This window comes from Rhodobacter lacus, from assembly GCF_042683065.1.
Taxonomy (GTDB): domain Bacteria; phylum Pseudomonadota; class Alphaproteobacteria; order Rhodobacterales; family Rhodobacteraceae; genus Rhodobacter; species Rhodobacter lacus.
This window is the reverse complement of sequence record NZ_JBHUIX010000004.1, coordinates 145,730-168,914: the sequence shown is the minus strand read 5'-3', so window position 1 is coordinate 168,914 and position 23,185 is coordinate 145,730. Positions and strand designations below refer to the sequence as shown.

17 protein-coding genes and 1 riboswitch are annotated in these 23,185 nt (G+C 66.8%); of the genes, 9 read left to right on the top strand and 8 right to left on the bottom strand.

The annotated features are described in order from the left end of the window. The first annotated feature begins 7 nt into the window (after positions 1-7). From ACFSM0_RS04190 to ACFSM0_RS04175, 4 genes are all read left to right on the top strand, one after another. The gene (locus ACFSM0_RS04190) at positions 8-2,905 is read left to right on the top strand and encodes a helicase-related protein (protein ID WP_377387611.1); all 2,898 of its coding nucleotides are present in this window, start codon (positions 8-10) and stop codon (positions 2,903-2,905) included. Between the two features lie 4 nt (positions 2,906-2,909). After that, complete coding sequence (locus tag ACFSM0_RS04185; protein ID WP_377387608.1) at positions 2,910-3,221, top strand: RNA-binding S4 domain-containing protein; 312 nt, start codon at positions 2,910-2,912, stop codon at positions 3,219-3,221. A 146-nt stretch (positions 3,222-3,367) separates the two neighbouring features. After that, positions 3,368-3,706: a ferredoxin FdxA gene (fdxA, locus tag ACFSM0_RS04180; RefSeq protein ID WP_377387605.1), complete on the top strand. Its 339-nt coding sequence runs from the start codon at positions 3,368-3,370 to the stop codon at positions 3,704-3,706. A 378-nt stretch (positions 3,707-4,084) separates the two neighbouring features. Next, entirely contained in the window at positions 4,085-4,594 is a 510-nt protein-coding gene (locus ACFSM0_RS04175; protein WP_377387602.1) for a CarD family transcriptional regulator, read from the top strand. Between the two features lie 163 nt (positions 4,595-4,757). On the opposite strand, the gene ACFSM0_RS04170 is transcribed toward ACFSM0_RS04175, so the two are convergent. The 7 genes from ACFSM0_RS04170 to ACFSM0_RS04140 all read right to left on the bottom strand — a co-directional run bounded on the left by ACFSM0_RS04170 (position 4,758) and on the right by ACFSM0_RS04140 (position 15,541). After that, a complete protein-coding gene (locus ACFSM0_RS04170) occupies positions 4,758-5,183 on the bottom strand; it encodes a bleomycin resistance protein (RefSeq protein ID WP_377387599.1) in 426 nt (141 codons plus the stop codon). Positions 5,184-5,204: 21 nt separating this feature from the next. After that, a complete protein-coding gene (locus ACFSM0_RS04165; protein ID WP_377387596.1) occupies positions 5,205-7,094 on the bottom strand; it encodes a cation:proton antiporter domain-containing protein in 1,890 nt (629 codons plus the stop codon). A gap of 147 nt (positions 7,095-7,241) precedes the next feature. Further along, positions 7,242-10,676 (bottom strand): hypothetical protein, encoded by a 3,435-nt coding sequence (locus ACFSM0_RS04160; protein ID WP_377387593.1) that lies wholly within the window; start codon positions 10,674-10,676, stop codon positions 7,242-7,244. A gap of 142 nt (positions 10,677-10,818) precedes the next feature. Beyond that, positions 10,819-12,102 (bottom strand): O-acetylhomoserine aminocarboxypropyltransferase/cysteine synthase family protein, encoded by a 1,284-nt coding sequence (locus ACFSM0_RS04155; protein ID WP_377387590.1) that lies wholly within the window; start codon positions 12,100-12,102, stop codon positions 10,819-10,821. A gap of 95 nt (positions 12,103-12,197) precedes the next feature. After that, complete coding sequence (locus ACFSM0_RS04150; protein WP_377387588.1) at positions 12,198-13,193, bottom strand: hypothetical protein; 996 nt, start codon at positions 13,191-13,193, stop codon at positions 12,198-12,200. 258 nt (positions 13,194-13,451) lie between these two features. Beyond that, a complete protein-coding gene (locus ACFSM0_RS04145) occupies positions 13,452-14,870 on the bottom strand; it encodes a sensor histidine kinase (RefSeq protein ID WP_377387585.1) in 1,419 nt (472 codons plus the stop codon). Then, complete coding sequence (locus ACFSM0_RS04140) at positions 14,867-15,541, bottom strand: response regulator transcription factor (RefSeq protein ID WP_377387583.1); 675 nt, start codon at positions 15,539-15,541, stop codon at positions 14,867-14,869. The genes ACFSM0_RS04145 and ACFSM0_RS04140 overlap by 4 nt, the downstream gene beginning before the upstream one ends. A 162-nt stretch (positions 15,542-15,703) precedes the next feature. Here ACFSM0_RS04140 and ACFSM0_RS04135 point away from each other — a divergent pair, with 162 nt between their 5' ends. Beyond that, positions 15,704-16,555 (top strand): phosphatase PAP2 family protein, encoded by an 852-nt coding sequence (locus tag ACFSM0_RS04135; protein ID WP_377387580.1) that lies wholly within the window; start codon positions 15,704-15,706, stop codon positions 16,553-16,555. Positions 16,556-16,569: 14 nt separating this feature from the next. Here the strand turns inward: ACFSM0_RS04135 and ACFSM0_RS04130 are convergent, their stop codons facing one another. Further along, positions 16,570-16,923, bottom strand: a complete 354-nt coding sequence (locus ACFSM0_RS04130; RefSeq protein WP_377387947.1) for a metallopeptidase family protein — start codon at positions 16,921-16,923, stop codon at positions 16,570-16,572. 148 nt (positions 16,924-17,071) lie between these two features. On the opposite strand from ACFSM0_RS04130, the gene gltX reads away from it, so the two are divergent. The 4 genes from gltX to gcvP all read left to right on the top strand — a co-directional run bounded on the left by gltX (position 17,072) and on the right by gcvP (position 23,169). Continuing rightward, complete coding sequence (gltX, locus tag ACFSM0_RS04125; RefSeq protein ID WP_377387577.1) at positions 17,072-18,400, top strand: glutamate--tRNA ligase; 1,329 nt, start codon at positions 17,072-17,074, stop codon at positions 18,398-18,400. Between the two features lie 220 nt (positions 18,401-18,620). Beyond that, positions 18,621-18,711, top strand: a riboswitch (glycine riboswitch). Between the two features lie 137 nt (positions 18,712-18,848). Next, positions 18,849-19,958, top strand: coding sequence for a glycine cleavage system aminomethyltransferase GcvT (gene gcvT, locus ACFSM0_RS04120; RefSeq protein WP_377387574.1), 1,110 nt, complete (start codon positions 18,849-18,851; stop codon positions 19,956-19,958). A gap of 15 nt (positions 19,959-19,973) precedes the next feature. Continuing rightward, positions 19,974-20,330: a glycine cleavage system protein GcvH gene (gene gcvH / locus ACFSM0_RS04115; RefSeq protein ID WP_377387945.1), complete on the top strand. Its 357-nt coding sequence runs from the start codon at positions 19,974-19,976 to the stop codon at positions 20,328-20,330. Between the two features lie 4 nt (positions 20,331-20,334). Then, the gene (gene gcvP, locus ACFSM0_RS04110) at positions 20,335-23,169 is read left to right on the top strand and encodes an aminomethyl-transferring glycine dehydrogenase (protein WP_377387571.1); all 2,835 of its coding nucleotides are present in this window, start codon (positions 20,335-20,337) and stop codon (positions 23,167-23,169) included. The last annotated feature ends 16 nt before the right edge of the window (positions 23,170-23,185 follow it).

The following is a 23,185-nucleotide window of genomic DNA, read 5'->3' as shown; positions in this document are numbered from 1 at the left end:
GGAAGCGATGACGGGGCGGATCACCGCGGTCCTCGGGCCGACGAATACCGGCAAGACACATTACGCGATCGAGCGGATGCTGGCGCATCGCACCGGCGTGATCGGCCTGCCGCTCAGGCTTCTGGCGCGCGAGGTCTATGACCGGATCGTGAAGGCGCGAGGCCCTTCGGTCGTGGCGCTGCTGACGGGGGAAGAACGCATCGTCCCCGAACGGGCGCAATATTGGGTCTGCACCACCGAGGCGATGCCCGATCTTGGCGCCGATTTCGTGGCCATCGACGAGATCCAGCTCTGCGCCGACCCGGAGCGCGGCCATGTCTTCACCGACCGGCTGCTCTATATGCGCGGGTTGCACGAAACGCTGTTTCTGGGTGCCGAGAGCATGAAGGGGGCGATTGCGGCCCTGGTGCCGAAGGTGCAGTTCACCCGGCGCGAGCGATTCTCGAAGCTCAGCTGGGCGGGCCCGAAAAAGATCTCGCGGATGAAGCCGCGCGCCGCGATCGTTGGCTTCTCGGTTGAAAATGTCTATGCGATTGCAGAGCTTATCCGCCGCCAAAAGGGCGGAGCGGCGGTGGTGATGGGGGCGCTTTCCCCCCGCACCCGCAACGCGCAGGTGGCGATGTATCAAAACGGCGATGTCGATTACCTCGTCGCCACCGACGCCATCGGCATGGGCCTCAACCTCGACATCGAACACGTGGCCTTTTCGGCGACCGCCAAGTTTGACGGGCGCCGCATGCGCCATCTGTTCCCGCATGAGCTGGGCCAGATCGCGGGGCGCGCGGGGCGGCACACGCAAGATGGCACCTTTGGCGTCACCGGCGAGGCGCATGCGCTCCCCGATGATGTGATCGCCGCGATCGAGGAGCACCGTTTTGCGCCGATCCAGCGGTTGCAATGGCGCAACCCCCGGCTTGAGTTCGGCACCGTGGCACGGCTCGTGCAGGCGCTGGAGGAGGCGCCGCAAAACGAATGGCTGACCCGCGGGCGCGAGGCGGATGATCTGCGCGCGCTCAAGACGCTTGCCGAGTTTCCCGAGATTCGCGACCGGGTCCGTGTTCCGGCCGATGTGCGGCTGTTGTGGGATGTGTGCCGGATCCCGGACTTCCGCTCGATTTCCGAGACCGAACATGCAACACTTCTCGCGCGCATCTTCGGCTTCCTGCAAACCGGCAAGGGCGTGCCTTCCGAGTGGCTGGCTGGTCAGATTGCGCGCATCGACCGCACCAGCGGCGACATTGATACGCTTTCGAAACGTCTCGCCTTCATTCGCACCTGGACATATGTTGCGCAACGCAAAGGCTGGGTGGATGATGAAACCCATTGGCGTGAAGAGACGCGCGCTGTAGAAGACCGTCTGTCGGATGCGCTGCATGGCGCACTGACCCAACGATTTGTGGACCGGCGCACCAGTGTTCTGCTGCGGCGGCTCAAGCAGAAGGAGACCCTCGTGGCCGAGGTGAACGACAAGGGCGAAGTGATGGTCGAAGGCGAATTCGCCGGCCGTCTCGAGGGATTCCGCTTCCGGCAGGACGGCACGTCCTCGCCCGACGAGGCGAAAATGCTGGCGCGCGCCGCCTATGAGGCGCTCAAGCCTGAGTTCAGCCTCCGGTCGGACCGCTTTTACAACGCGCCCGATACCGAGATGGATTTCACCGAACAGGGCGGCCTGATGTGGGGCGAGCTGGCGGTGGGCAAGCTCGTGAAGGGCGCCGAGGCGCTCAAGCCGACGGTCGAGGCCTTCGTCGATGAGGAAGCCGGCCCCGAGGTGATGGAAAAGGTTCGTCGCCGTCTGCAGCATTTCATCGACCGCAAGGTGGCCGCGCTGTTCGAGCCGCTTTTGGCGATGAGCCGCGACGAAGCGCTCAGCGGGCTTGCGCGCGGCTTTGCGTTCCGCCTGGTCGAGGGCATGGGCATCCTGCCGCGCGAAGGCGTGGCCACCGAGGTCAAGGAGCTTGATCAGGATGCGCGCGGCCTTCTGCGCAAGCATGGCGTGCGCTTTGGCCAATACACGATCTTCCAGCAGGCGCTGCTGAAACCCGCGCCGACGCGGCTGCGCCTTGTGCTCGCCTCGCTCTGGGAGGGGCTTGCCGAATTCCCCGAAAGCCCGCCTCCGGGCCTCGTGACGATCCCCTATATCGCGGAAGTGCCGACCTCGGCCTATACGCTTGCGGGCTACCGTCCGGCGGGCAGCCGCGCGATCCGCATCGACATGCTTGAGCGGCTCGCGGATATCTTGCGCACGCAAGACAGCAAGGCAGGCTTTGAAGCCACGCCCGACATGCTCTCGATCACCGGCATGACGCTTGAGCAGTTTTCCGACCTGATGGCCGGGCTCGGCTACCGCGCCGAAAAGGGCGAGCGGCCGAAAGCGCGCCCTGCGCCCGAGCCGAAGGCCCCCGTGCCCGAGGCCGGGGCCGAGAATCCGATCCCCGAGGAAAGCTCGCCCGTGGCCGAGGCAGAAGCCGAAGCCGCCGCGACCGAGGCCGAGACGGAAGTGTTCTACACTTTCGCCTGGGCACCGCGCCCGCGCGCCGATCGCGGCCCGCGCCGCAACCATCAGGGCGGTGGCCACCAAGGGGGGGACGCGCGCCATGGCGGCGGCCCGCGTGAGGGCCGCAATGAAGGCCGAGGCGAGAAGCAGAGCGAAGGCCGGGGCGAGGGCGGTGGCAAACCGCGCCGCCATGAGGGCGACGGCGCCAATGAACGTGGCGGCGAGCGCGGCGGGGAACGGGGCGGCAAATTCGGTGGCAAGCCGAAGGGCGGCAAACACGGCGGACCGAAAGGCGGCAAGTCTGACGATCGTGGCCGCGGTTTCGAATCCCACCCGCCGAAAAAAGACAAGCCGATCGACCCGGACAACCCCTTCGCCGCAGCGCTGATGGGGCTCAAGGGCAAGCTCTGATCCGGTGGACACGCGCGACCGGCTCCGCATCGACAAATGGCTCTGGCAGGCGCGCTTTGTCAAAAGCCGCCCGCTCGCGGTTGAGCTGGTCAGCGCGGGCCATCTGCGCGTGAACGGCCGCAAGATCGACAAACCGGGCCGCCCCGTCGGCCCGGGAGATGTGCTGACTTTTGCCCTGCAGGGGCAGGTGCGGGTGGTGCGCATCCTTGCCTGCGGCACCCGCCGCGGCCCGGCCATCGAGGCGGCCACGCTTTACGAGCTGATCGAGGGCCCGGAAACCACGCCGGAAACCGTCTGGGCGCCGGGCGCGCCATGACAGCAAGATTCGGGCCTTGACAGGCCGCAAGCGGGCTTTTTGGGCTAAGCCACATCGCCGCACCTCGTTATTTATGTATCTCTCTCTCTTGATTGCGGCGGCACGGGGGGCTAGGAAATCGCAGCGTCGAAGATTGGGGTATCCGAATGACCTATGTCGTCACCGACAACTGCATCGCCTGCAAATACACTGACTGTGTCGAAGTTTGCCCGGTTGACTGCTTCTACGAGGGCGAGAATACGCTGGTGATCCATCCGGACGAATGCATCGATTGCGGTGTGTGCGAGCCGGAATGCCCCGCCGATGCGATCCGCCCCGATACCGAACCGGGAATGGAAGACTGGGTCGAGTTCAACCGCCAGTACGCCCAGCTCTGGCCGGTGATCACGATCAAGAAAGAGGCTCTGCCGGAAGCCAAGAAATACGATGGCGAGACCGGCAAGCGTGAAAAATACTTCTCGCCGAATCCCGGCACCGGCGACTGAGCCTGCCTGGACTGCCCGCGATAATCGCGGCGGTTGTGGCGGCGCTGATTCCTTCGCGCGAGGGGGCCGGACGGCCCCCTTTTGCGTCTGGCCGCGGCGGCAACGATTCGGCCAGCTGAAGCCCGGCGCGACAAAATATTCGTGACTTTCTGGCAAGGTTACCGGCTGGAATCGGCCCGCTCACGCGCTTGTTGCGGGGGCGGATGCTATGAATCGGGCAAATTTTGTGCTACAGTCTCGTTACAAAGGAGCACGTCCCCCACGCAGATCCGCTCGTCTGTGTGTCATTCATCTGAGAACACCCACCGCGGCGCTTCCGGCGCCGTGGGTATTCTTTGCGCTGAAAGGGGGGCAGCCCGGCTGCAAGGAAGCGACTGAATGACCAAGATGAAGAAGACCGAGTTTCGTCCAGACGATTTCGTTGTGTACCCCGCGCATGGCGTGGGCAAGATCATCTCGATCGAAGAGCAGGAAATCGCGGGGCTGCGGCTCGAGTTGTTCGTGATTTCCTTCGAGAAGGACAAGATGACGCTGCGCGTGCCCACCCACAAGGCGGTGGATATCGGCATGCGCGGGCTGTCGACCCCGGATGTGGTGACCAAGGCGCTCGAGACGCTGAAGGGCAAGGCCAAGGTCAAACGGGCGATGTGGTCGCGCCGCGCTCAGGAATACGAGCAGAAGATCAACTCCGGCGATCTTCTCTCGATTGCGGAAGTGGTGCGCGATCTGCACCGCGCCGACGATCAGCGCGAACAATCCTATTCCGAGCGTCAACTTTATGAAGCGGCGCTCGAACGGCTTACCCGCGAGGTTGCGGCGGTCTCCGGCACGGATGAGGCGGGCGCGGCCAAGAAGGTCGACGAGGTTTTGCTCGGCCGCGCGGCCTGAGGGCGCGCTCCATGCGATCAGACGGGCCCCCTCGGGGGCCCGTTTGCTTTGCGGGGGCCCGTTTGCTTTGGGTTTCGCCGCGGCAGGGCCGCGGCGACCCGCCGGGGGGCTGCCGCCCCCCGGACCCCCCGCTTTTGCGCTGTGAGGGGGCAGGTGGGCAGGCTCAAACGGGGAGGGGGCGCGTGCCCAGATCCTCGAAAAAGCGCAACAGATACCCGTCTGGATCGGCCACGATGAACTGGCGGTTGCCGCTCTCGGTCGCGCCCGTGCGATACCATTTTTCCTCCACGGGCAAAAAGAGCGGCGTGCCATGCCGCGCGAGGGCGGCGTGCAGGGGCGCAAGCGCGGGCACGCGGATTTGCAGGTTCACCCCGCGCCCGAAAGGATAGGCAGAGGGCAGGTGGCCGCCGTCGAAGCTGCGCCCGGCCCCGATCTGGTCGAGCATCAGCTCCGCTTCCCCGAGGCGCAGGTAGCAAAACCCCTCTTCCGGGCGTTCATAAGCGCAGCTGAACCCGAGTTGTGCGCAGTAAAATGCCTTTGAGCGGCGCCAGTCGGAAACGGCGAGCTCAGGCACGAGGGCGTTGGACATCCGTGTCTCCCGAACCGTGGCTCAGCCTTCCTTGAGCACATCCGCATCTTGTGGCGCCTTGCCGTCTGCCCCCCGCCGGGCGGCAAGCTGTGACGTCATCTGCGCCTCGAATTCGGCATTGAGCCGCTTCAGCCGCGCGACATATTCGGCGTTCTTCTCCGCTGGCACGCCCGGCTGCCAGACCTCTGCCAGATCCCGCACCGAGGAGCGGTCAAGCTTCCAGAACATCCGTTCCAGCTCATGCGCCTCATAGGCGCTCAGCCCCACATTCTCGAGCACATAGCGCGCCGCGCGGCAGGAGCTGTCGAACATCTCGCGCACGATGTCATTCGCGCCCGCGGCATAGAGATCATAGACATGGTAGCGATCGCGCGCGCGGGCGATGATGTGCAGATCGGGGCGCTCTTTGCGGGCATAGCACACCAGCGTTGTCGCGGCCTGCTTGTCGTCAAGCGCCACAACCAGCACCCGCGCTTTTGAAAGCCCTGCCGCGGCAAGCAGTTGCGGCCGCGTCGGATCGCCGAAATAGGCCTTGTAGCCAAAGGTGCGCATGCGCTGCACAGTGGGCAGATCGGCATCGATCACGGTCGTCGCATAGCCCGACATCGTCACCATCCGGCTCACCACCTGACCAAAGCGCCCCGCCCCCGCGATCAGGATCGGTTGATGCTCATCCACCGTGTCCGGGTCGGGCCGGCCATCGGGGTCTGCGCGCGGGGAGAGCCGCTCATGCAGCAAGAACAGCACCGGCGAAAGCAGCATGCTCAAGGCGATCACCAGCAGCACCTTTTCGGCCACTGCGGGCGGCAGGATCCGCTGCGCCGTGGCGAAGGAAACCAGCACGAGCGAAAATTCCCCCGCCTGCGCAAGACCAAAGGCGAAGAGCCAGCGGTCTGCCCCGCGCAGCCCGAAGAGGCGCCCGAGCCCGTAGAGGATTGCCGCCTTCAGCATCACGAGCGCAAGCACCAGCGTCATGATTTTCAGCGGCCCGGCAAAGAAAACGTCGAAGTCGATGCCGGCGCCGACGGCGATGAAAAAGAGCCCCATCAACAGGCCCTTGAAGGGTTCGACGCTGGCCTCAAGCTCGTGCTTGAAGGCGCTGTCGGCCAGCACGAGCCCCGCGAGAAAAGTGCCAAGCGCAGGCGACAGGCCCACGAGGTTCATCAGCGAGGCGATGCCGACGACAATCATCAGCGCCACCGCCGTGTTGACCTCGCGCAACTTCGAGCCCTGCACGAAGCGAAAGAGCGGCTGCACGAGGAAATGCCCCGCTGCGACGACGGCGGCCACGGCGCCGAGCGTGACAAGGGTGAGCCCCCAGCCCGGGAGCGCGTCGAGCCATTGCGCCGCCACGCCATGGCCTGCGGCATTATCGGCGCGGGCAAGCTCGCGTGCGCCGGGCAGGGCCAGCAGCGGCAGCAGCGCAAGGAGCGGGATCACCGCGATATCCTGCATCAGCAGCACTGCAAAAGAGGAGCGCCCGCCCGCGGTTTGCAGCAGCCGCTTTTCGTTCAGGGTCTGCATCACGATCGCGGTCGAGGAGAGCGACAGGATCGCCCCAAGCGCCACCGCCGCCCGTGGCGGCTGGCCCACCGCCATCGCGATCCCCGCCACCGCGAGCCCGGTCAGTAGCAGTTGCAGCCCGCCAAGGCCGATGAGCTTGTCGCGCATCGACCAGAGCGCGCGCGGGTTCATCTCCAGCCCGATCAGGAACAGCATCATCACCACGCCGAATTCGGCGAAATGCTGCAAGTCATGCGCCTGATCGGCGACGAGCCCGAACACCGGGCCAATCACCACGCCGGCGAGCAGGTAGCCCAGCACCGAGCCGAGCCCGAGCCGCGTGGCGATCGGCACCGCCACCACCATGGCGATGAGGTAAAGCGTAGCCTGAAGCAGAAAACCTTCCATCGAAACTCACGGATCGGGCAAAGATCGGCGCGGCGGAGCCGGGCAGACCGGGGACGGGCGATAACGGGGACGAGGTGAGCCTAAAGCAAAGCCGCCCCCAGACAAGCCGAAAAGGGGCGGCTGCACGCACGGTTGTGAGAGCGGGGCTTAGCCGCCGCGCACGAGTTTGAGCGTGATCGGGCGGCCGCTCTTTTGGTAGGTCATCTGCGCTTCGCCAATCGCCGTCACCTTGCCGCCATCGAGCCGGTCGCCCACGGCCACGCGGTAAAACCGCCCGTTCGGCATCCGCACCAGAGCGCGGCGATTGTTCGGCGTGCCGAAGAGGCCGATCAGGGTCACGTCTCCCAGGTCGATGGCGTTTTTCTGTGTCGCCTGACGCGCGACCGAGGCCGAGGTCGGCACTTTCGGCGCGACGCGGGGCGGCTCCGGTTCGGAGCTTTCTTCCGAACTGGTGAACACGGTGGGCTCGGGGGCGGGCGAGGGCGAAGAGCGGCGCGGCGCGGGGGGCTCCGGTGCCGGCGGTTCCGGCGCGGGCGCTGCGGCAGCGACAACGACGGGAGCCGTGACCTCCGGTTCGGGCACCGCGGGGGCGGGTTCGGCGGCAATCGCCGCCGCCAGCGCGCGCTCCACCGCGCTCGAGAAGTTCCGGGGCCGGTCGAGTGGCCGGCGCGAGACCGAGAGCGCTTGCGCCGAAGCATTCGGGAAACTGGCCGGAAGCGCCTCGGCGCTCGCGAGCGCCGGCTCGGCCGCGGGCGGCGGCGCGGCGGCGGCGGCACGTTCCACCGATTGCGGGCGCGCCTTGGGCTGCCGTTTGGTCACGATGGCGGCCTGCGCCGTCGACAGCCGCGGGCTCGGCCCGAGCGGCATCAAGGCGCCCTCGCGGTCGAAATAGCTCGCCGGCGGCAGAGGCTGGGCGGGTTCGGGGGCGGGGGGCGCCTCGGCTGCGGCCTTTGCGGCGGCCTCCACCCGGGCGGGGCGGGCCTTCGGCCGGTAGCGCTTGAGCGCGGGGTCGGCATAGGGCGCCTCGGCGGCGATGCGCGCGGCTTCGGCGGCCCGCGCAATGCGCTCATCGGGGCGTTGCCGCGGCACCCGCGGCGGCTTGCCGGCGTAAAGCGTAAACCCGCCCGGCGCGACCACCCCTTCACGCGTCGGCACAAGCTCCGGCGCGGGGGCAGGCTCTGCCGCCGCGGCCGCTTCCGCGGCAAGATCGGGGGCGCCAAGCGGCGTGAGTGGCGCCAGCCCCGGCACCACGACGGGCGCACCGGGCGTTGCCGCAGCCGTTTCCGTGGCGGGGGGGACGGTCGAATTTTCCTCCGAAGGGACCGCCTCGGTCGCCGCCTCGGTCGCCGTCTGGGGCGCAGGCTGCGCAGGTGGCGCGACCAGCGCGGGTTCCGGGGGCGCCTCAGCCGTCGGCGTCGCAGCGGTCTCTGCGCCAGCCTCTGTGGAGGGCTCTTCTGACGGGAGCGGGAGAGCGGGCTCTGCCGCCGGAGTATTGATCGGCGCGGGCGCCGTATCTGCCGCCAGCTCGGGCGCCACGGCAGGGGGGCTCGACGGTGGCGCGACTTCGGTTTCGGGGGGCGGCGCGGAGGGGGCGAGCGCGCTGGCCGCCGGGGCGTCCGGGGGCAGGCTGGCCACATCATCGCTCGGCGCATTCCCGAGGAAGCTCGCCCACAGCGCGACGATGGCAAGGAACCCCACCAGCGAAGCACCGAGCACAAGCCCCAGATGTTTCGGCTTGCCGCCCACGGCGGGGGCCTTGCGCGCGCCAAAGACGGTGCGTTCGGGGTCAATCGTGCCGGGGCTGGAGCTTGGCGTGATCTCCACCCGGGGCCGGATCTCGCGTGCAGCGGCGAGCGCCTTGCCGGCGCTGCTGCCCAGCGCTGCCGTGCCCTGCGCCGCTCGACGCAGCCCGGCGCCAGCCATTTTCCCGGCGACCTCGCGCAGCTTCTCTCCGCTGCCTTTCTCCTCTTCCCAGGGCAGGGTGAGGCTCGGCGCGGTGACATCGGCCTTCGCGGGCGGTTGCGCGGGGGCGGCGGGTTTGGGTTCGGGCGCCTTTGGTGGCACGGCACTGCGCACCGGCGTGACCGCGGTGATCGTGGGGGGCGTGCGCGTTGCCGCGGGGGCTGCGGGGCGCGCGGCGGGCGGTTGCGGCGCCGGGCCAAGCTCGGGCAGATCGGGTTTGCTCAGCGGTGCCTTCGGCGCGCCGCGCGAGAGGCGCGGTGCGGGCGGGGTGGGCGCTGCCGACAGCGCCACCGCATGCGCCGGATCGCGCGGCGCCGTCGGCGGCGGCGCGGCGGCGGCGGGCGCGGAAGGCTCGGGCTGGGCGGGGTCGGGAAGCGTCGGCTCTGGCGGGGCGGCCGGCGGCGCCTCCGCCGTCGGGGCGGGCGCCGCTTCCGGCGCAGACACCCCGGGCTCTGGTCCGGGCTCTGGTTCCGGTTCTGCCGGCGCAGCCGCTTCGGAGGGGAGAGCCGCGGGCGTCTCCGGGGCGACAGGCTGCGCTTGCCCGTCCTCGCTCAGGACGGGGGCACTTTCCGCAGCTTCGGCGGAGTCTGCCTGCGCGACCGTCTCCGGCTCTTGCGCATCCAGCGTGGCGACAGGCTCCGGTTCCGGTTCCGGCTCGGTGATCCGCGCCGCAGCGGGCGGAACGGTCTCTGTCTCTTCGGCAACCTCGGGCTCTGGCGCGGGCGTATCTCCCGAAACGGGCACCAGATCAGGCGCGAGCTCTGGCGCCGGTTCCGGGTCCGGTTCTGGCGCGGGGTCCGGTGTGTGCTCCGCTGCCGGGACCGGTTCGGGCGCGGGGGCGGGCTCCGGCTCGGTCTCTGGCTCTGGCTCGGGCTCGGGCTCCGGCCCAGACTCCGGCTCTGCGACAGGCTCGGCGGTTGGGGCCGCTTCCGGCGCAAGCTCCGGTTCAGTGGCCAAAGGCGCTGCCGCGCTCTCGACGGAAGCGGGGCTCTCGACCGGGGCGGCAATGATCTCGTCTGCCGGCGCCATGGCGGCGGGCGTTGTCGCGGCGGGGGCCTCTGCGCCCGCCAGCAGCGCGGCCAGCGGCAGCGGGTCCTGATCGCGCTCGATCCGCGCCCCTTCGGTCAGATGGGCCGGGGCCACCGCACTCGGCCCAAACCAAGGCTCCCCCGCAAATTGGCCGGGCTCGGGCACCGCCACAAAGGAGATCGGCGCAAAGCCGCGATCCTCGGCGAAGGCCTCGGCCTCGTCGAGCGTCTCACGCGCGACGACGGCCACCTGAACGGTCTCGCCATGGCCAGACCAGTCGAACACCAGATCGGCAACCGCATAGGGCGTGCGCCCCTCCAGCGCGGCGGCAATCTGGGCGCGGCGCTTGGCGGCCTGCGGTCCGGGCGCCTCGATCTCGGCATAAAGCACTTGCGAGGCGGGGATCACCAGCTTCGAGGTGACGGGCTTCGTTCCGGCGCGCGCCTTGGCGGCACGGCGCAGCCCGCTCAGCCGGTCGTTGAAATCGGGCGCATCGAGCGCGACCGCGCCCAGAAGCTCCCAGCCACCCTTCGCGCGGAAGAACAGGCTGATTCCGTCATGCGAGAGATTGAGGGCAAAATTCGGTTTCATGCGCGGGCTTTACCACATCACAGGCGGAGAGCGAAATCGGCGGCGGGTCGGGCTTCCTAGGTAAAGCAGAAAACCGCGCATGAAAAGCCGCCCACCGAGACGTGATCTGCGTCAGCGGCGGGCGGACAGGGGTTTGGCGGCCTCAGGCCGTGGCGGCGGTGAGCGCCTGATCGAGGTCCGCGATTAGGTCGGCCGCATTCTCGATGCCGATCGAAAGGCGCACCACATTGGGGCCAGCGCCCGCCTTGATCTGCTGCTCTTCGGTGAGCTGGCTATGCGTGGTCGAGGCCGAATGGATGATCAGCGAACGCGCATCGCCAAGGTTTGCCACATGGGAGAAGAGCTTGAGATTGTTGACAAGTTTCACGCAGGCATCATAGCCGCCCTTGACCGCGACAGTGAAGAGCGCGCCGGCGCCCTTGGGGTAGAGCCGGGTTGCGCGCTCCGCCCAGGGGGAAGAGGCGAGCCCGCCATAGGTGACAAAGTCGATCCGCGGATCGGCTTCGAGCCACTCCGCCACCGCCTTGGCATTGGCGACGTGTTTTTCCATCCGCAGGCTCAGCGTCTCGATTCCCATCAGCGTGTAATGCGCGCCTTGCGGGTTCATCGTCATGCCGAGATCGCGCAGGCCAACGGCGATCGAATGGAAGGTGAAGGCCATCGAGCCCAGCGCCTTGTGGAACACAAGGCCATGATAGGCGGGCTCGGGCTCGGAAAGGCTCGGGAACTTGCCGGAGGCCGACCAGTCGAACGTGCCCGAATCGATCACCGCGCCGCCCGTCACCGTGCCATTGCCGGTGAGATATTTGGTGGCCGAATGCACCACGAGCGTTGCGCCATGCTCGATCGGGCGGCACAGGTAAGGCGAGGCAAGGGTGTTGTCGACAATGAGCGGCAGGCCAACCTTGTGGGCGACCGCGGCAACCGCGGGCAGGTCGGTCAGATAGCCCGCCGGGTTGGAGATCGATTCGCAGAAGAGCGCGCGGGTGTTTTCATCCACCGCCGCCTCGATCGCCGCGGGGTCGTCAAAATCGACAAAGGTGCACGACCAGCCAAAGCGCTTGATGGTCTGGCTGAACTGGGTGATCGTGCCGCCGTAGAGCCGGGTCGAGGCAACGATGTTCAGCCCCGGCCCCATCAGCGGGAAAAGCGCCATGATCTGCGCCGCATGCCCCGAAGAGCAGCACACCGCGCCCGCGCCGCCCTCAAGCGCGGCGATGCGGGAGGCAAGCGCCGAGACGGTCGGGTTGGTCAGGCGCGAATAGATATAGCCCACTTCCTGCAGGCCAAAGAGGCGCGCCGCATGGGCCGCGTCTTTGAACACATAGGCCGTGGTCTGGTAGATTGGCACCTGGCGCGCACCGGTGGCGGGGTCGGGTTCGGCCCCGGCGTGGATTTGCATCGTATCGAAGGAATAGTCGCTCATCGGGGTCTCCCTGATTGATCGGCGCGACCTTAGCGGGGCCAAAATTGTGCCGCAAACATATTCACTTCGGGAAATCCGAGGCGGAAGGGGGCGGCTCAGCGCAGCCAGAGCCCCTCCCGGCGGATCGCATTGCGCAGCACCTGCTCGCGCCGGGGCAGCGCATTGCGGTCAAATTTAGCGCGCAATTTCATCCCCTTGCCTTGGTAGATCAGCTTTTTAGCCGGCTCGTGGAGGCGCAGCACCTTTTTGATCGGTTGCGGGCTCACAGCCGCCTCAAGCGCGGCCACCACTGCATCACTTTCGCGCGCGTAAAGCAGCGGTAGCGCGCGGTAATGGCAACTCACATCGCCGTCGAGCCCGGCCAGCTCCGGCCCCGGCCGCCCGCCGCCGAAAGAATGGATCACAAGCGGCAGCGCCACCTGATCGAGCCAGGGGTCGAGCGACTGGCAGGCGAGTTCATCGGGCGTGTCCCAGCGGATCGCATGGGCATAATGCACGAAGCGCTGCCCGAAGCTCGGGCCATCGGCGCCAAAGAACCAGCCGGCGTTGAAATAAAGGTAGCGGCGCCAGTATTCATCGGGTTGAGAACGGTCGAGCGAGCTTTCGAAATCAAGGCCGAACTTGTCGTAAAGGCTCTTCCAGATCTCGGTATAGCCAACTTTGTAAAGCGGCGGCTCGGGCCAGGTGCCCTCGCGGCGCATCGAGGCGGAAGGGCGGTTGAAATCGAAGCCGACCGCGGAGAGCGGGCCGCAAAACACAGTATCGGTATCAAAAAAGACAAACGGCCCTTCGGGCAGCGCGGCCATCGCCTCGATCTTGTTGCCATGCGGATAGCTCTCGCCGAAATGGCGGTTCTCGAAGGGCAGGATCTCGACGCCGTTATCTTTCAGGAACTTGCGCACCGGGTCCGAGATTGCCACCGGAGCCGACCAGCGCGCGCCCGTGGGCTCCATCGCAAGCAGCCGCCCGTTGAACTCCGGGTTCGCGGCGCGGAAGGTTGCCACGAAAATCACCGCCTCGAATTCGAGCCGCCCCGCCTGCACGACAAAGAAGACATTGGGGAATGAACCGGTGCCTGATTTCGGTGTCATAATGATCGGGCTGCGCCTTATGCTCTTTGTTCGGACATACGCAGTTTTGGCGCGCGGTGAAAGCCCCGCAAGGGGGAATGATGCGCAACACGCTTGCGACGGCAATGATCGAGTTGGCTCAGCTTGCGGGGCGGAGCAATTCTCCACCGCCGCCAAGCTGCACCCGATCTTGCAGGCCACCACGACGCAATCGCGCGCCTTGCGGCAGAGGCAGGGGCAGGGGCCGAGGCGCGCGGCGCGTGCTGGGCGCGGGCGGGGTCACTCTGTGGTCGACGGATTGGCCTCGGGCCGCGCTTGGGGGCGCTCCGGTTTGCCGGGCGGAATTTCTGCGGCGAAAGTGATCGTGGCGCAAAGCCCCGGGGCGCGGTTTTCCAGCATGAGGCGCCCCCCGTGCAGATTGGCAATGGCCTCGACAAGGCTCAGCCCGAGCCCGCTGCCCGGTGTGTTGCGGCTCGCCTCAAGCCGCACGAACCGCCCGCGCACCCGCTCCAGATCGGCCTCGGGGATGCCCGGCCCGTTGTCGCACACCGAAAGTGTCGGCCTTTCCCCCCCCTGCAATGAGAGCGTGATCCGGGCGGGCGGCGGGCAATGGCGCAGCGCATTGTCGATCAGGTTCACGAGCGCTTGGCCGAGGAGCGCGCGGTCCCCCGCGACCTGCACCATTGCCGCGCTTTGCAGGCGAAGATCGTGCCCCATATCTTCGGCGCTGGCGGCCATCATCTCGATCGTGTCGCGGCAGAGCGCTTCCAGATCAACCGGGCTTGGCGTGATGGCAACCATCCCTGCCTGCATCCGCGCGAGCCGCAAGATCGCGTCAAACGTTTGCGAGATCTGGTCAAGATCGGCGAGCGCGCTGCCGATCTCGGTGCGCGTCGCGGGGGGCAGGGCGCGGTCAAGCGCCACCGGCTCCAGCCGCAGCCGGAGCCGCGCCAGCGGCGCGCGCAGGTCATGGGCCACATCGGTTGACACCTGCCGGATCGCCGAGATCCCGGCCTCGAGCCGGTCCAGCGCGGCATCGACGCTTTGCGCCAGCCGCGTCAGGTCATCGCGCCCATGGTCGCGGATGCGCAGATCGTGCCGCCCCGCGCCCACCGCATCAAGCACCCGCTCCATCTGCCCGATCCGCGCCTCGGTGCGGCGCGCAATCACGATCGCAAATGCCGTCGACAAAAGTGCCGCAAGCCCCAGCGCCCAGCCAAAGCTGCCCGCCAGAATCTCGGTTTGCTCGTGCAGCCAGTCGGCGTCATGGCCGGTCATCACCCAGCCCTCGGGCAGTTGCATGCCGTAGGCGACAAAGCGCTTGGGCAGGCCCGGCCCGTCGAGCGTCAGCGCCAGATCCCGGCCGGTGCGCAGGTATCGCAGCCCCTCGAAGGGCGCCTTGATCCGTGCATTGCCCTCCGCCGGTTCCCCCCCGGCAGGCAGATAGGCGACAATCTGGGCACTATCCCGGCTCACCGTGGCCAGCGCCGCCACCTGCGCGCTCAGATCCTCCAGATCGCCATCCTTCGGCGCCAATGCGAGGGCGCGGGTATCGGCTTCGACCTCGGCCTCAAGCCGATGCGCCATGCCGCGCGATTGCAGCTCATAGGCAAGCCCGCCCGCCACCAGCGCGGCGAGGATGAACACCGCCGAGATCGCCAGCGCAAAGCGCATCGACCATGTGACCGCGCGCCTCATGCCGGTTCGAACACGTAGCCGATGCCGTGCAGCGTGGTCAGATACGGCGTGCCGAAAGGCTTGTCGATCTTGGCGCGCAACCGGCTGATATGGGTCTCGACCACGCTTGTCTTCGGGTCGAAATGAATGTCCCAAACCGCTTCCAGCAGGATCGTTTTCGTCTGCACGCGCCCCGGACGTTCCATGAAATGCTTCAAAAGCAGGAATTCGCGCGGCTGCAGGTCAATCTTTTGTCCCGCCCGCCACGCCTCGCGCGAGAGCAGATCGAGCCGCAGATCCCCCTGCACAAGCTCGGTCACCTCCGCGCGCAGGGCCGGGCGGCGCGCGATCGTGTCGATCCGGGCCAGAAGTTCGACAAAGGCGAAGGGTTTGACCATGTAGTCATCTGCCCCCGCGCGCAGCCCCGCCACCCTGTCTTCGACACTGCCCATCGCGGTGAGCAGGATCGCGGGCGTGTCGATCTGCGCGGCGCGCAGGGCCTTGAGCAGCGCCAGCCCGTCAAGCTCCGGCATCATCCGGTCGAAAATGAACAGATCATAGGGCGCGCCGGTTGCCTGCGCGAGCGCCTCGCGCCCGTTGCGCAACAGGTCGACCGCATGGCCCTCGCTGAGCAGCCCCTTGCGCAGATAAGCGCCGGTTTCGGCATCGTCTTCGGCAATCAGGATCTTCATGGCGGCAGTTATCTCCCGTTGCCCGCCGCTGTCACGCGCCATCCGCGCGGCGCCGCCCGGTTTATACAGATTTGTAAGAACTGCGCCAGAACCGGCAGAGGGCAGGCGGCCATACCGGGGCCAAAGGCACAAGCCTTTGAGACCTTTGAAGACCGGACGAAAATGCCGCCGATTGCCCAGATCCTGCCCGCCCGCGCGCCCCATGAGGCGCCGTGCCCTCAGAGCGCCGCGCCGCGCCGCCTTGCGCGCCTGTTTGCCGTTACCTTTCTGCTGCTCGCCGGGCTCTGGCTGATGCTTGCGCGCGCGGTGCTTGACGGGGGCGCGATCGTGCAACTCGATGCGGCTTTGGCGCAGGCGATGCAAAACGCATGGACCCCGGCTTCGCTGGCGGTGTTTACCCGCTTTACCGCGCTCGGAGATTCGGGCGTGGGCACCGCGCTTCTGGGGCTCGGTGCGCTCTGGGCGATCCTGTTGCGCCGACCGGGGCTCGTCTGGGGCCTTCTGGCCTCTGCTGGCGCCGAACTTGCCACCGTGTCGATGGCCAAGCATGCGTTTGGCCGCCCGCGCCCGGTGCTGGGCTATTTCATGGAGACTTCGGGCAGCTTTCCCTCGGGCCATGCCGCCTTCGGCGTCGCGTTTTACGGCATGCTCGCCTATATCTTGTGGCGGCTGGGGCTGTTGCGGCCCGTTGCGGCTGTCCTGCTTGGGGCTGCAACCGCCTTCCTGATCGGGCTGAGCCGGCTTTACCTCGTGTCACATTACCTGTCTGACGTGCTGGCGGGCTGGGTTCTGGGCGGGATGTGCCTCGTTCTGGGGATCGCGCTTGCGGAATGGCGCCTGCGTGCGACGGTGACGCCCCTCCCCAGACTGCCGCGCTGGAAATCCGGGCTCGCCGGTCTGATCTCGCTTGGTCTCATAGGCTATGCCGGGCTGTGCGATGCCCGGTTTGACAAGGCGTTGCGCAGTCCGTCGGGACTGGTCGTGGCGGCCTCCGAGGCCCCTGCAGAGTTCTGAGCCCTCGCGCCGGGCTATTCCCACCAGCGGTCGATGCTGGCGATATCGCCATCCGACCAGCCGAAGTGATGCGCCATCTCATGCACGAAGACATGGGCAACGAGCGCATCAAGGGCCACATCGCCGCGCGCGGCCCATTCATCGAGGATCGGGCGGCGGAAGAGCCAGATCACATCGGGGCCGCTCGGGTCGGAGACGGATTTTTCCGTCATCGGCACGCCCTCGTAAAGGCCGGTCAGCTCGAACGGATCCTCGATCCCCATCTCGTCGAGGAGCGCATCGGGCGCAAAATCCTCCACCCGCAGCACCACCGCACCCGCAGCCGCGCGGAACGCCTCGGGCAGGTCGGCGCGCGCCGCCTCTGCCATCGCCTCGATGTCGTCGAGGCTTGGCGCCTCGCGGCCTGTCCACTGCTCCACCTCACGGCTCCCTTACCAATGCGCAGCCCCGCCGCGCCCTTCCCGATATGGACAAAACGGCCCGCCTGTGAAAGAGGAACTGCAACAGGAGACCGCCATGACCGTTGTGACCCGCTTCGCCCCCTCGCCGACCGGCTATATCCACGTTGGCAACCTGCGCACCGCGCTGATGAACTATCTCGTCGCCCGCAAGGCCGGCGGCACCTTCATCCTGCGCATCGACGACACCGATCTGGAGCGCTCGAAGCAGGAATATGTCGATGCGCTGAAAGCGGATCTCGAATGGCTCGGCCTCACCTGGGACCGGGAGGAGCGCCAGTCGGCCCGGTTCGACCGCTACGAGGCCGCAGCCGAGAGCCTGCGCGGCATGGGGCGGCTTTACGAATGTTTCGAGAGCCCGACCGAGCTTGATCTCAAGCGCAAGAAGCTTCTCAACATGCACAAGCCCCCGGTCTATGACCGCGCGGCGCTGAAACTCAGCGAGGATGACAAGGCGAAATTCCGCGACGAGGGCCGCGAGGGCTATTGGCGCTTTCTGCTCGACCTCACCCGGATCGAGTGGAAAGACGGCATCATCGGCGACATTTCGATCGACGCGGCCTCGGTGTCCGACCCGGTCCTGATCAAGGCGGGCGGGCAGGTGCTTTACACCTTCGCCTCTTCGGTCGACGATTTGCAGATGGGCGTGACCCATATCGTGCGCGGCGCCGACCATGTGACGAATACCGCGACCCAGATCCAGATCATCGAGGCTTTGGGCGGCAAGGCGCCCGCCTTTGCCCACCATTCGCTTTTGACCGGGGCGAAGGGCGAGGAGCTTTCCAAGCGGCTCGGCGCGCTCTCCATCCGCGATCTGCGCGCCAGTGGCATCGCCCCCGAGGCGCTGTTGTCGATGATGGCGCGGCTTGGGTCGAGCCAGCCGGTCGAGCTGAAGATGAGCCTTGAAGAAATCGCCGAAGGGTTTGATCTGAACCAGTTCGGCGCGGCGCCGACGAAATTCGACCCCGAAGACCTGATCCCGCTGACGCGCGCGCGCAACCAGCATCTGCCCTATGCGGCAGTGGCCGACGAGATCCGCGCCCTTGGCATTGCGGAGGGGATGGCGGAGCAGTTCTGGGCCGTCGCCTCGAAGAATATCGACAAGCTGTCGGACCTCAAGCATTGGGCCGAGCTGGTGCTGGACGGCGCCGAGCCGGTGATTGCGCCCGAGGATGCCGAGTTCATCGCCACCGCGATGGCGCTTCTGCCCGAGCCGCCCTTTGCCGCCACCACCTGGAGCGAATGGACCGCGAAGGTGAAAGAGGCGACCGGGCGCAAGGGCAAGGGGCTTTTCATGCCGCTGCGGCTCGCGCTCACCGGGCAGGCGCATGGGCCTGAAATGGCGGATCTCATGCCGCTTTTGCAAAAGGTCCGCGCGAAGGGCTGAGGGCGCGCGCCGGGGGTTTCACACCCCCGGACCCCCGTGGGATATTTGGAGCAAGATGAACAGGGTCGGGTGTCCGGCCCTGTGTGCTTTTGCGGTGTTCGGTTTTGCGACACTGGCACGGTTTTTGCATTTGCGACCTGATCCGTGTCGGTTTTCGCCGCAAAGCGTCGGATTCGCTTTTCCCCCTTGCCAGAGTGTCGCGGCCTCGGCTATGCGGGAGAGGTCAGGATCGGGAGACACTGGCCGCAAGGTCAGGGCCGAAGGAGCAACCGCCCCGGTAAACTCTCAGGCAAAAGGACCGACCCGGCAAGAACTCTGGAGAGAGGCCTCCTTGAGAGGCCCGCCGAAGGGATAACGATCTCAGGCGCCTGAACAGGCAAGGACAGGGGGGGCATCGAGCGGGCGCAAGCCCATGGATTCGGTGCCGGGGAACCGGCTGGAGGGCGATATGGCCGGCGATACGGGGCTGAAGCGCACGGCGCTTCACGATCTGCATGTGAAACTTGGGGCCAAGATGGTTCCCTTTGCGGGCTGGAGCATGCCCGTGAGCTACCCGATGGGGGTGCTGAAGGAACATCTGCACACCCGCGCCGCCGCCGGGCTTTTCGATGTCGGGCATATGGGGCAGGTGATCTTGCCTGCCCATGCCGTTGCCGCGCTTGAGGCTTTGGTGCCGGTCGATATTGCCGGGCTCGGGCTCAACCGGCAGCGCTATGCGATGTTCACCAATGATGCGGGCGGCATCCTTGATGACCTGATGGTGGCGAACCGCGGCGATCATCTTTTTCTCGTCGTCAACGCCGCCTGTGCCGAGGCCGATATTGCGCATCTGAACGCGCATGTGCCGGGCGTCACCGTAGTCACCGGTCGCGGCCTTCTGGCGCTGCAAGGCCCGGCGGCAGAGGCCGCGCTCGAACGGCTTCTTCCCGGCGTGGCGGCGATGCGCTTCATGGATGTGGCGACCTTCCTGTGGCGGGGGGAAGATATCTGGGTCTCCCGCTCGGGCTATACCGGCGAGGACGGGTTCGAGATTTCCGTGCCCGATGCGGTGATCGAAGCTTTCGCCGAAGCCCTCCTTGCGATGGAAGAGGTTGCGCCCATCGGCCTTGGCGCGCGTGACAGCCTGCGCCTTGAGGCCGGGTTGCCGCTTTACGGCCATGACATCGACACCGCCACCTCGCCCGTCGCGGCGGGGCTTGCCTGGGCGATCCAGAAGGCGCGCCGCGCGGGCGGCGCGCGCGCGGGGGGCTTTCCCGGTGCCGAGCGGATTTTGCGCGAGCTTGCCGAGGGCCCTGCCCGCAAGCGCGTGGGGCTGCGCCCCGATGGCCGCGCGCCGATGCGCGAAGGCGTTGAGATTTATGCTGAAGCGGAGGGCGGAAGCCCGATCGGCACCATCACCTCCGGCGGCTTTGGCCCCTCGATCGAGGCGCCGATGGCGATGGCCTACCTGCCCGCGACCCTCGCCGAGGGCGCCACTGTTTACGGTGAGATCCGCGGCAAACGCCTGCCTGCGCGCCTCTCTGCCCTGCCTTTCCATCCCACACGCTACAAACGCTGAGGAACGACCATGACCATCCGTTTCACCGAAGACCATGAATGGCTGCGCCCCGAGGGCGATCTGCTGGTTGTCGGCATCACCGAACACGCCTCCGAGCAACTGGGCGACGTGGTCTATGTCGAGCTGCCCGAGCCGGGGCGCACGGTCGCGCCGGGCGAGGAGATCTGCGTGATCGAATCGGTCAAGGCTGCCTCGGACATTCTCGCGCCGCTCGCAGGCGAGATCGTCGAGGTGAACGAGGCGCTGCCCGATACCCCCGGCGCCGTGAATGACGATCCGATGTCGGCGTGGTTCTTCAAGATCCGCCCCGCCGATGCGAGCGCCGTCAATGGCTTCATGGATGAAGCCGCCTACAAAGCTTTTATCGGGTAAGATCATGGCCTTCACCCCCACCCGTTACGATACTTACGATTTTGCCAACCGCCGCCATATCGGGCCGAGCCCGGCCGAGATGGAGGAAATGCTCAAGGTGGTGGGGGTGCCCTCGCTCGAGGCGCTGATCGACGAGACGGTGCCGCAGGCGATCCGGCAATCGACGCCGCTCTCCTGGGCGCCGATGACGGAACATGCGCTCCTCGACAAGCTGCGCGAGGTGCAGAAGAAAAACCAGGTGATGACCTCGCTGATCGGGCAGGGCTATTACGGCACCGCGACGCCGCCGGTCATTCAGCGCAACATCCTTGAAAACCCGGCCTGGTATACCGCCTACACGCCCTACCAGCCGGAAATCGCGCAAGGCCGGCTCGAGGCGCTTTTGAACTATCAGACCATGGTGGCGGATCTGACCGGCCTGCCGGTGGCGAACGCGAGCCTGCTTGACGAATCCACCGCCGCCGCCGAGGCGATGATGATGGCGCATCGCGCCTCGAAATCGAAGGCGCAGGCGTTTTTTGTCGATCTCAACCTGCATCCGCAGACGGTCGATGTGCTCGAAACCCGCGCCGCGCCGTTTGGCATCACCATCGTCAAGGGCCAGCCCGACGAGTTGGTGCCCGATCAGGTGTTTGGCGCGATCTTCCAATATCCGGGCACCTATGGCCATGTGCGCGATTTCACCGATTACATTGCCATGCTGCATGCCGCGGGCGGCATTGCGGTGATGGCAACGGACCTTCTGGCGCTCTGCCTTTTGAAGGAGCCGGGCGCGATGGGGGCCGATATTGCCGTGGGCTCGGCGCAGCGCTTTGGCGTGCCGATGGGCTATGGTGGCCCGCATGCTGCCTTCATGGCGTGCCGCGATGCGCTCAAGCGCACGATGCCGGGGCGGATCGTCGGCGTGTCGATCGACGCGCGCGGCAACAAGGCTTACCGGCTTGCGCTGCAAACCCGCGAGCAGCATATCCGCCGCGAGAAGGCCACCTCGAACGTGTGCACCGCGCAGGCGCTGCTGGCGGTGATGGCGAGCTTTTATGCGGTGTTCCACGGGCCCATGGGGCTGCGCGCCATTGCCGAGCGGGTGCATTTCAATGCGGTGCGGCTGCATGATGCGCTGGTCGCTGCGGGCGCCGATGTGGCGCCGCAAGCCTATTTTGACACGATCACCGTGCGCGTGGGCGTGGGGCAGATGGGCATCATGGCGGCGGCGCGGCAAAACGGGCTCAACTTCCGCAAGGTGGGCGAGGGGCGTGTTGGCATTTCGGTGGACGAACTCACCGATGACGATGTGATCGCGCGGGTGCTTGCGGCCTTTGGCATCTCCGATCCGCCGCCCGCGGGCACGCATCTGGGCTTCCCCGAGGAGATGCTGCGCGAGACGGACTATCTGACCCATCCGGTCTTTCACATGAACCGCGCCGAGAGCGAGATGATGCGCTACATGCGCCGCCTCTCGGACCGCGACCTCGCGCTTGACCGGGCGATGATCCCGCTTGGCTCCTGCACGATGAAGCTCAATGCCGCCGCGGAGATGGCGCCGCTCACCTGGCACCGCTTCAACTCGCTCCACCCGTTCGTGCCCGCCGATCAGGCCGGGGGCTATGCCGAGATGATCGAGGATCTGACGGCGAAGCTGTGCGAGATCACCGGCTATGATGCCTTCTCGATGCAGCCGAACTCGGGTGCGCAGGGCGAATATGCCGGGCTGATGACGATTGCCGCCTATCACCGCTCGCGCGGCGATACGCAGCGCGATGTCTGCCTGATCCCGATGTCGGCGCATGGCACCAACCCGGCCTCGGCAGCGATGGCGGGGATGAAGGTCGTGGTGGTGAAATCCGCCCCCAACGGCGACGTGGATATTGAAGATTTTGCCGCCAAGGCTGCCGCGGCGGGCGACACGCTCGCCGCCTGCATGATCACCTATCCCTCGACGCATGGGGTGTTTGAGGAAACGGTGAAGACGATCTGCCAGATCACGCATGAGCATGGCGGGCAGGTCTATCTTGATGGCGCGAACATGAACGCGCTTGTGGGGCTTGTGCGGCCGGGGGAATGCGGCTCGGATGTGAGCCACCTCAACCTGCACAAGACCTTTGCCATTCCTCATGGCGGTGGCGGGCCGGGCATGGGGCCGATTGGCGTGAAGGCGCATCTGGCCCCCTTCCTGCCGGGGCATTCGGAAACCGATGGCAAGCCCGGTGCGGTCTCTGCCGCCCCCTATGGTTCGGCCTCGGTGCTGCTGATCTCCTGGGCCTATTGCCTGATGATGGGGGGCGCGGGGCTTGCGCAGGCGACCCGCGTGGCGATCTTGAACGCCAACTACATCGCGGCGCGGCTGCGATCCTCCTATCCGATCCTCTTCATGGGCAACCGGGGCCGGGTGGCGCATGAATGCATTCTTGACACGCGCCCCTTTGCAGATGTGGGCGTGACCGTGGACGATATTGCCAAGCGGCTGATCGACAACGGTTTTCACGCGCCAACGATGAGCTGGCCGGTGGCGGGGACGCTGATGGTGGAGCCGACCGAAAGCGAGACCAAGGCGGAGCTGGACCGTTTCATCGCCGCGCTTGAGGCGATCCGCGCGGAGGTGCGCGACGTGGCCGAGGGCCGGATCACGGCGGAAGACAGCCCGCTACGCCACGCCCCGCACACGGTCGAAGACCTTGTTGCAGAGTGGGATCGCCCCTATTCGCGCGAGCAGGGCTGCTTCCCGCCCGGCGCCTTCCGGGTCGACAAATACTGGCCGCCGGTGGGCCGGGTCGACAATGCTTATGGCGACCGCAATCTTGTGTGCACCTGCCCGCCGCTGGAGGCCTGGGCAGCGGAATAAGGCTATTTGCTGGCCG

What these genes read in the sequence shown, in the direction of transcription:
- ACFSM0_RS04190 (WP_377387611.1), top strand. Translation starts at nt 8, where the DNA reads ATGACGGGGCGGATCACCGCGGTCCTCGGGCCGACGAATACCGGCAAG.
- fdxA (WP_377387605.1), top strand. Translation starts at nt 3,368, where the DNA reads ATGACCTATGTCGTCACCGACAACTGCATCGCCTGCAAATACACTGAC.
- ACFSM0_RS04175 (WP_377387602.1), top strand. Translation starts at nt 4,085, where the DNA reads ATGACCAAGATGAAGAAGACCGAGTTTCGTCCAGACGATTTCGTTGTG.
- ACFSM0_RS04170 (WP_377387599.1), bottom strand. Translation starts at nt 5,183, where the DNA reads ATGTCCAACGCCCTCGTGCCTGAGCTCGCCGTTTCCGACTGGCGCCGC.
- ACFSM0_RS04165 (WP_377387596.1), bottom strand. Translation starts at nt 7,094, where the DNA reads ATGGAAGGTTTTCTGCTTCAGGCTACGCTTTACCTCATCGCCATGGTG.
- ACFSM0_RS04160 (WP_377387593.1), bottom strand. Translation starts at nt 10,676, where the DNA reads ATGAAACCGAATTTTGCCCTCAATCTCTCGCATGACGGAATCAGCCTG.
- ACFSM0_RS04155 (WP_377387590.1), bottom strand. Translation starts at nt 12,102, where the DNA reads ATGAGCGACTATTCCTTCGATACGATGCAAATCCACGCCGGGGCCGAA.
- ACFSM0_RS04150 (WP_377387588.1), bottom strand. Translation starts at nt 13,193, where the DNA reads ATGACACCGAAATCAGGCACCGGTTCATTCCCCAATGTCTTCTTTGTC.
- ACFSM0_RS04145 (WP_377387585.1), bottom strand. Translation starts at nt 14,870, where the DNA reads ATGAGGCGCGCGGTCACATGGTCGATGCGCTTTGCGCTGGCGATCTCG.
- ACFSM0_RS04140 (WP_377387583.1), bottom strand. Translation starts at nt 15,541, where the DNA reads ATGAAGATCCTGATTGCCGAAGACGATGCCGAAACCGGCGCTTATCTG.
- ACFSM0_RS04135 (WP_377387580.1), top strand. Translation starts at nt 15,704, where the DNA reads ATGCCGCCGATTGCCCAGATCCTGCCCGCCCGCGCGCCCCATGAGGCG.
- ACFSM0_RS04130 (WP_377387947.1), bottom strand. Translation starts at nt 16,923, where the DNA reads ATGGCAGAGGCGGCGCGCGCCGACCTGCCCGAGGCGTTCCGCGCGGCT.
- gltX (WP_377387577.1), top strand. Translation starts at nt 17,072, where the DNA reads ATGACCGTTGTGACCCGCTTCGCCCCCTCGCCGACCGGCTATATCCAC.
- gcvT (WP_377387574.1), top strand. Translation starts at nt 18,849, where the DNA reads ATGGCCGGCGATACGGGGCTGAAGCGCACGGCGCTTCACGATCTGCAT.
- gcvP (WP_377387571.1), top strand. Translation starts at nt 20,335, where the DNA reads ATGGCCTTCACCCCCACCCGTTACGATACTTACGATTTTGCCAACCGC.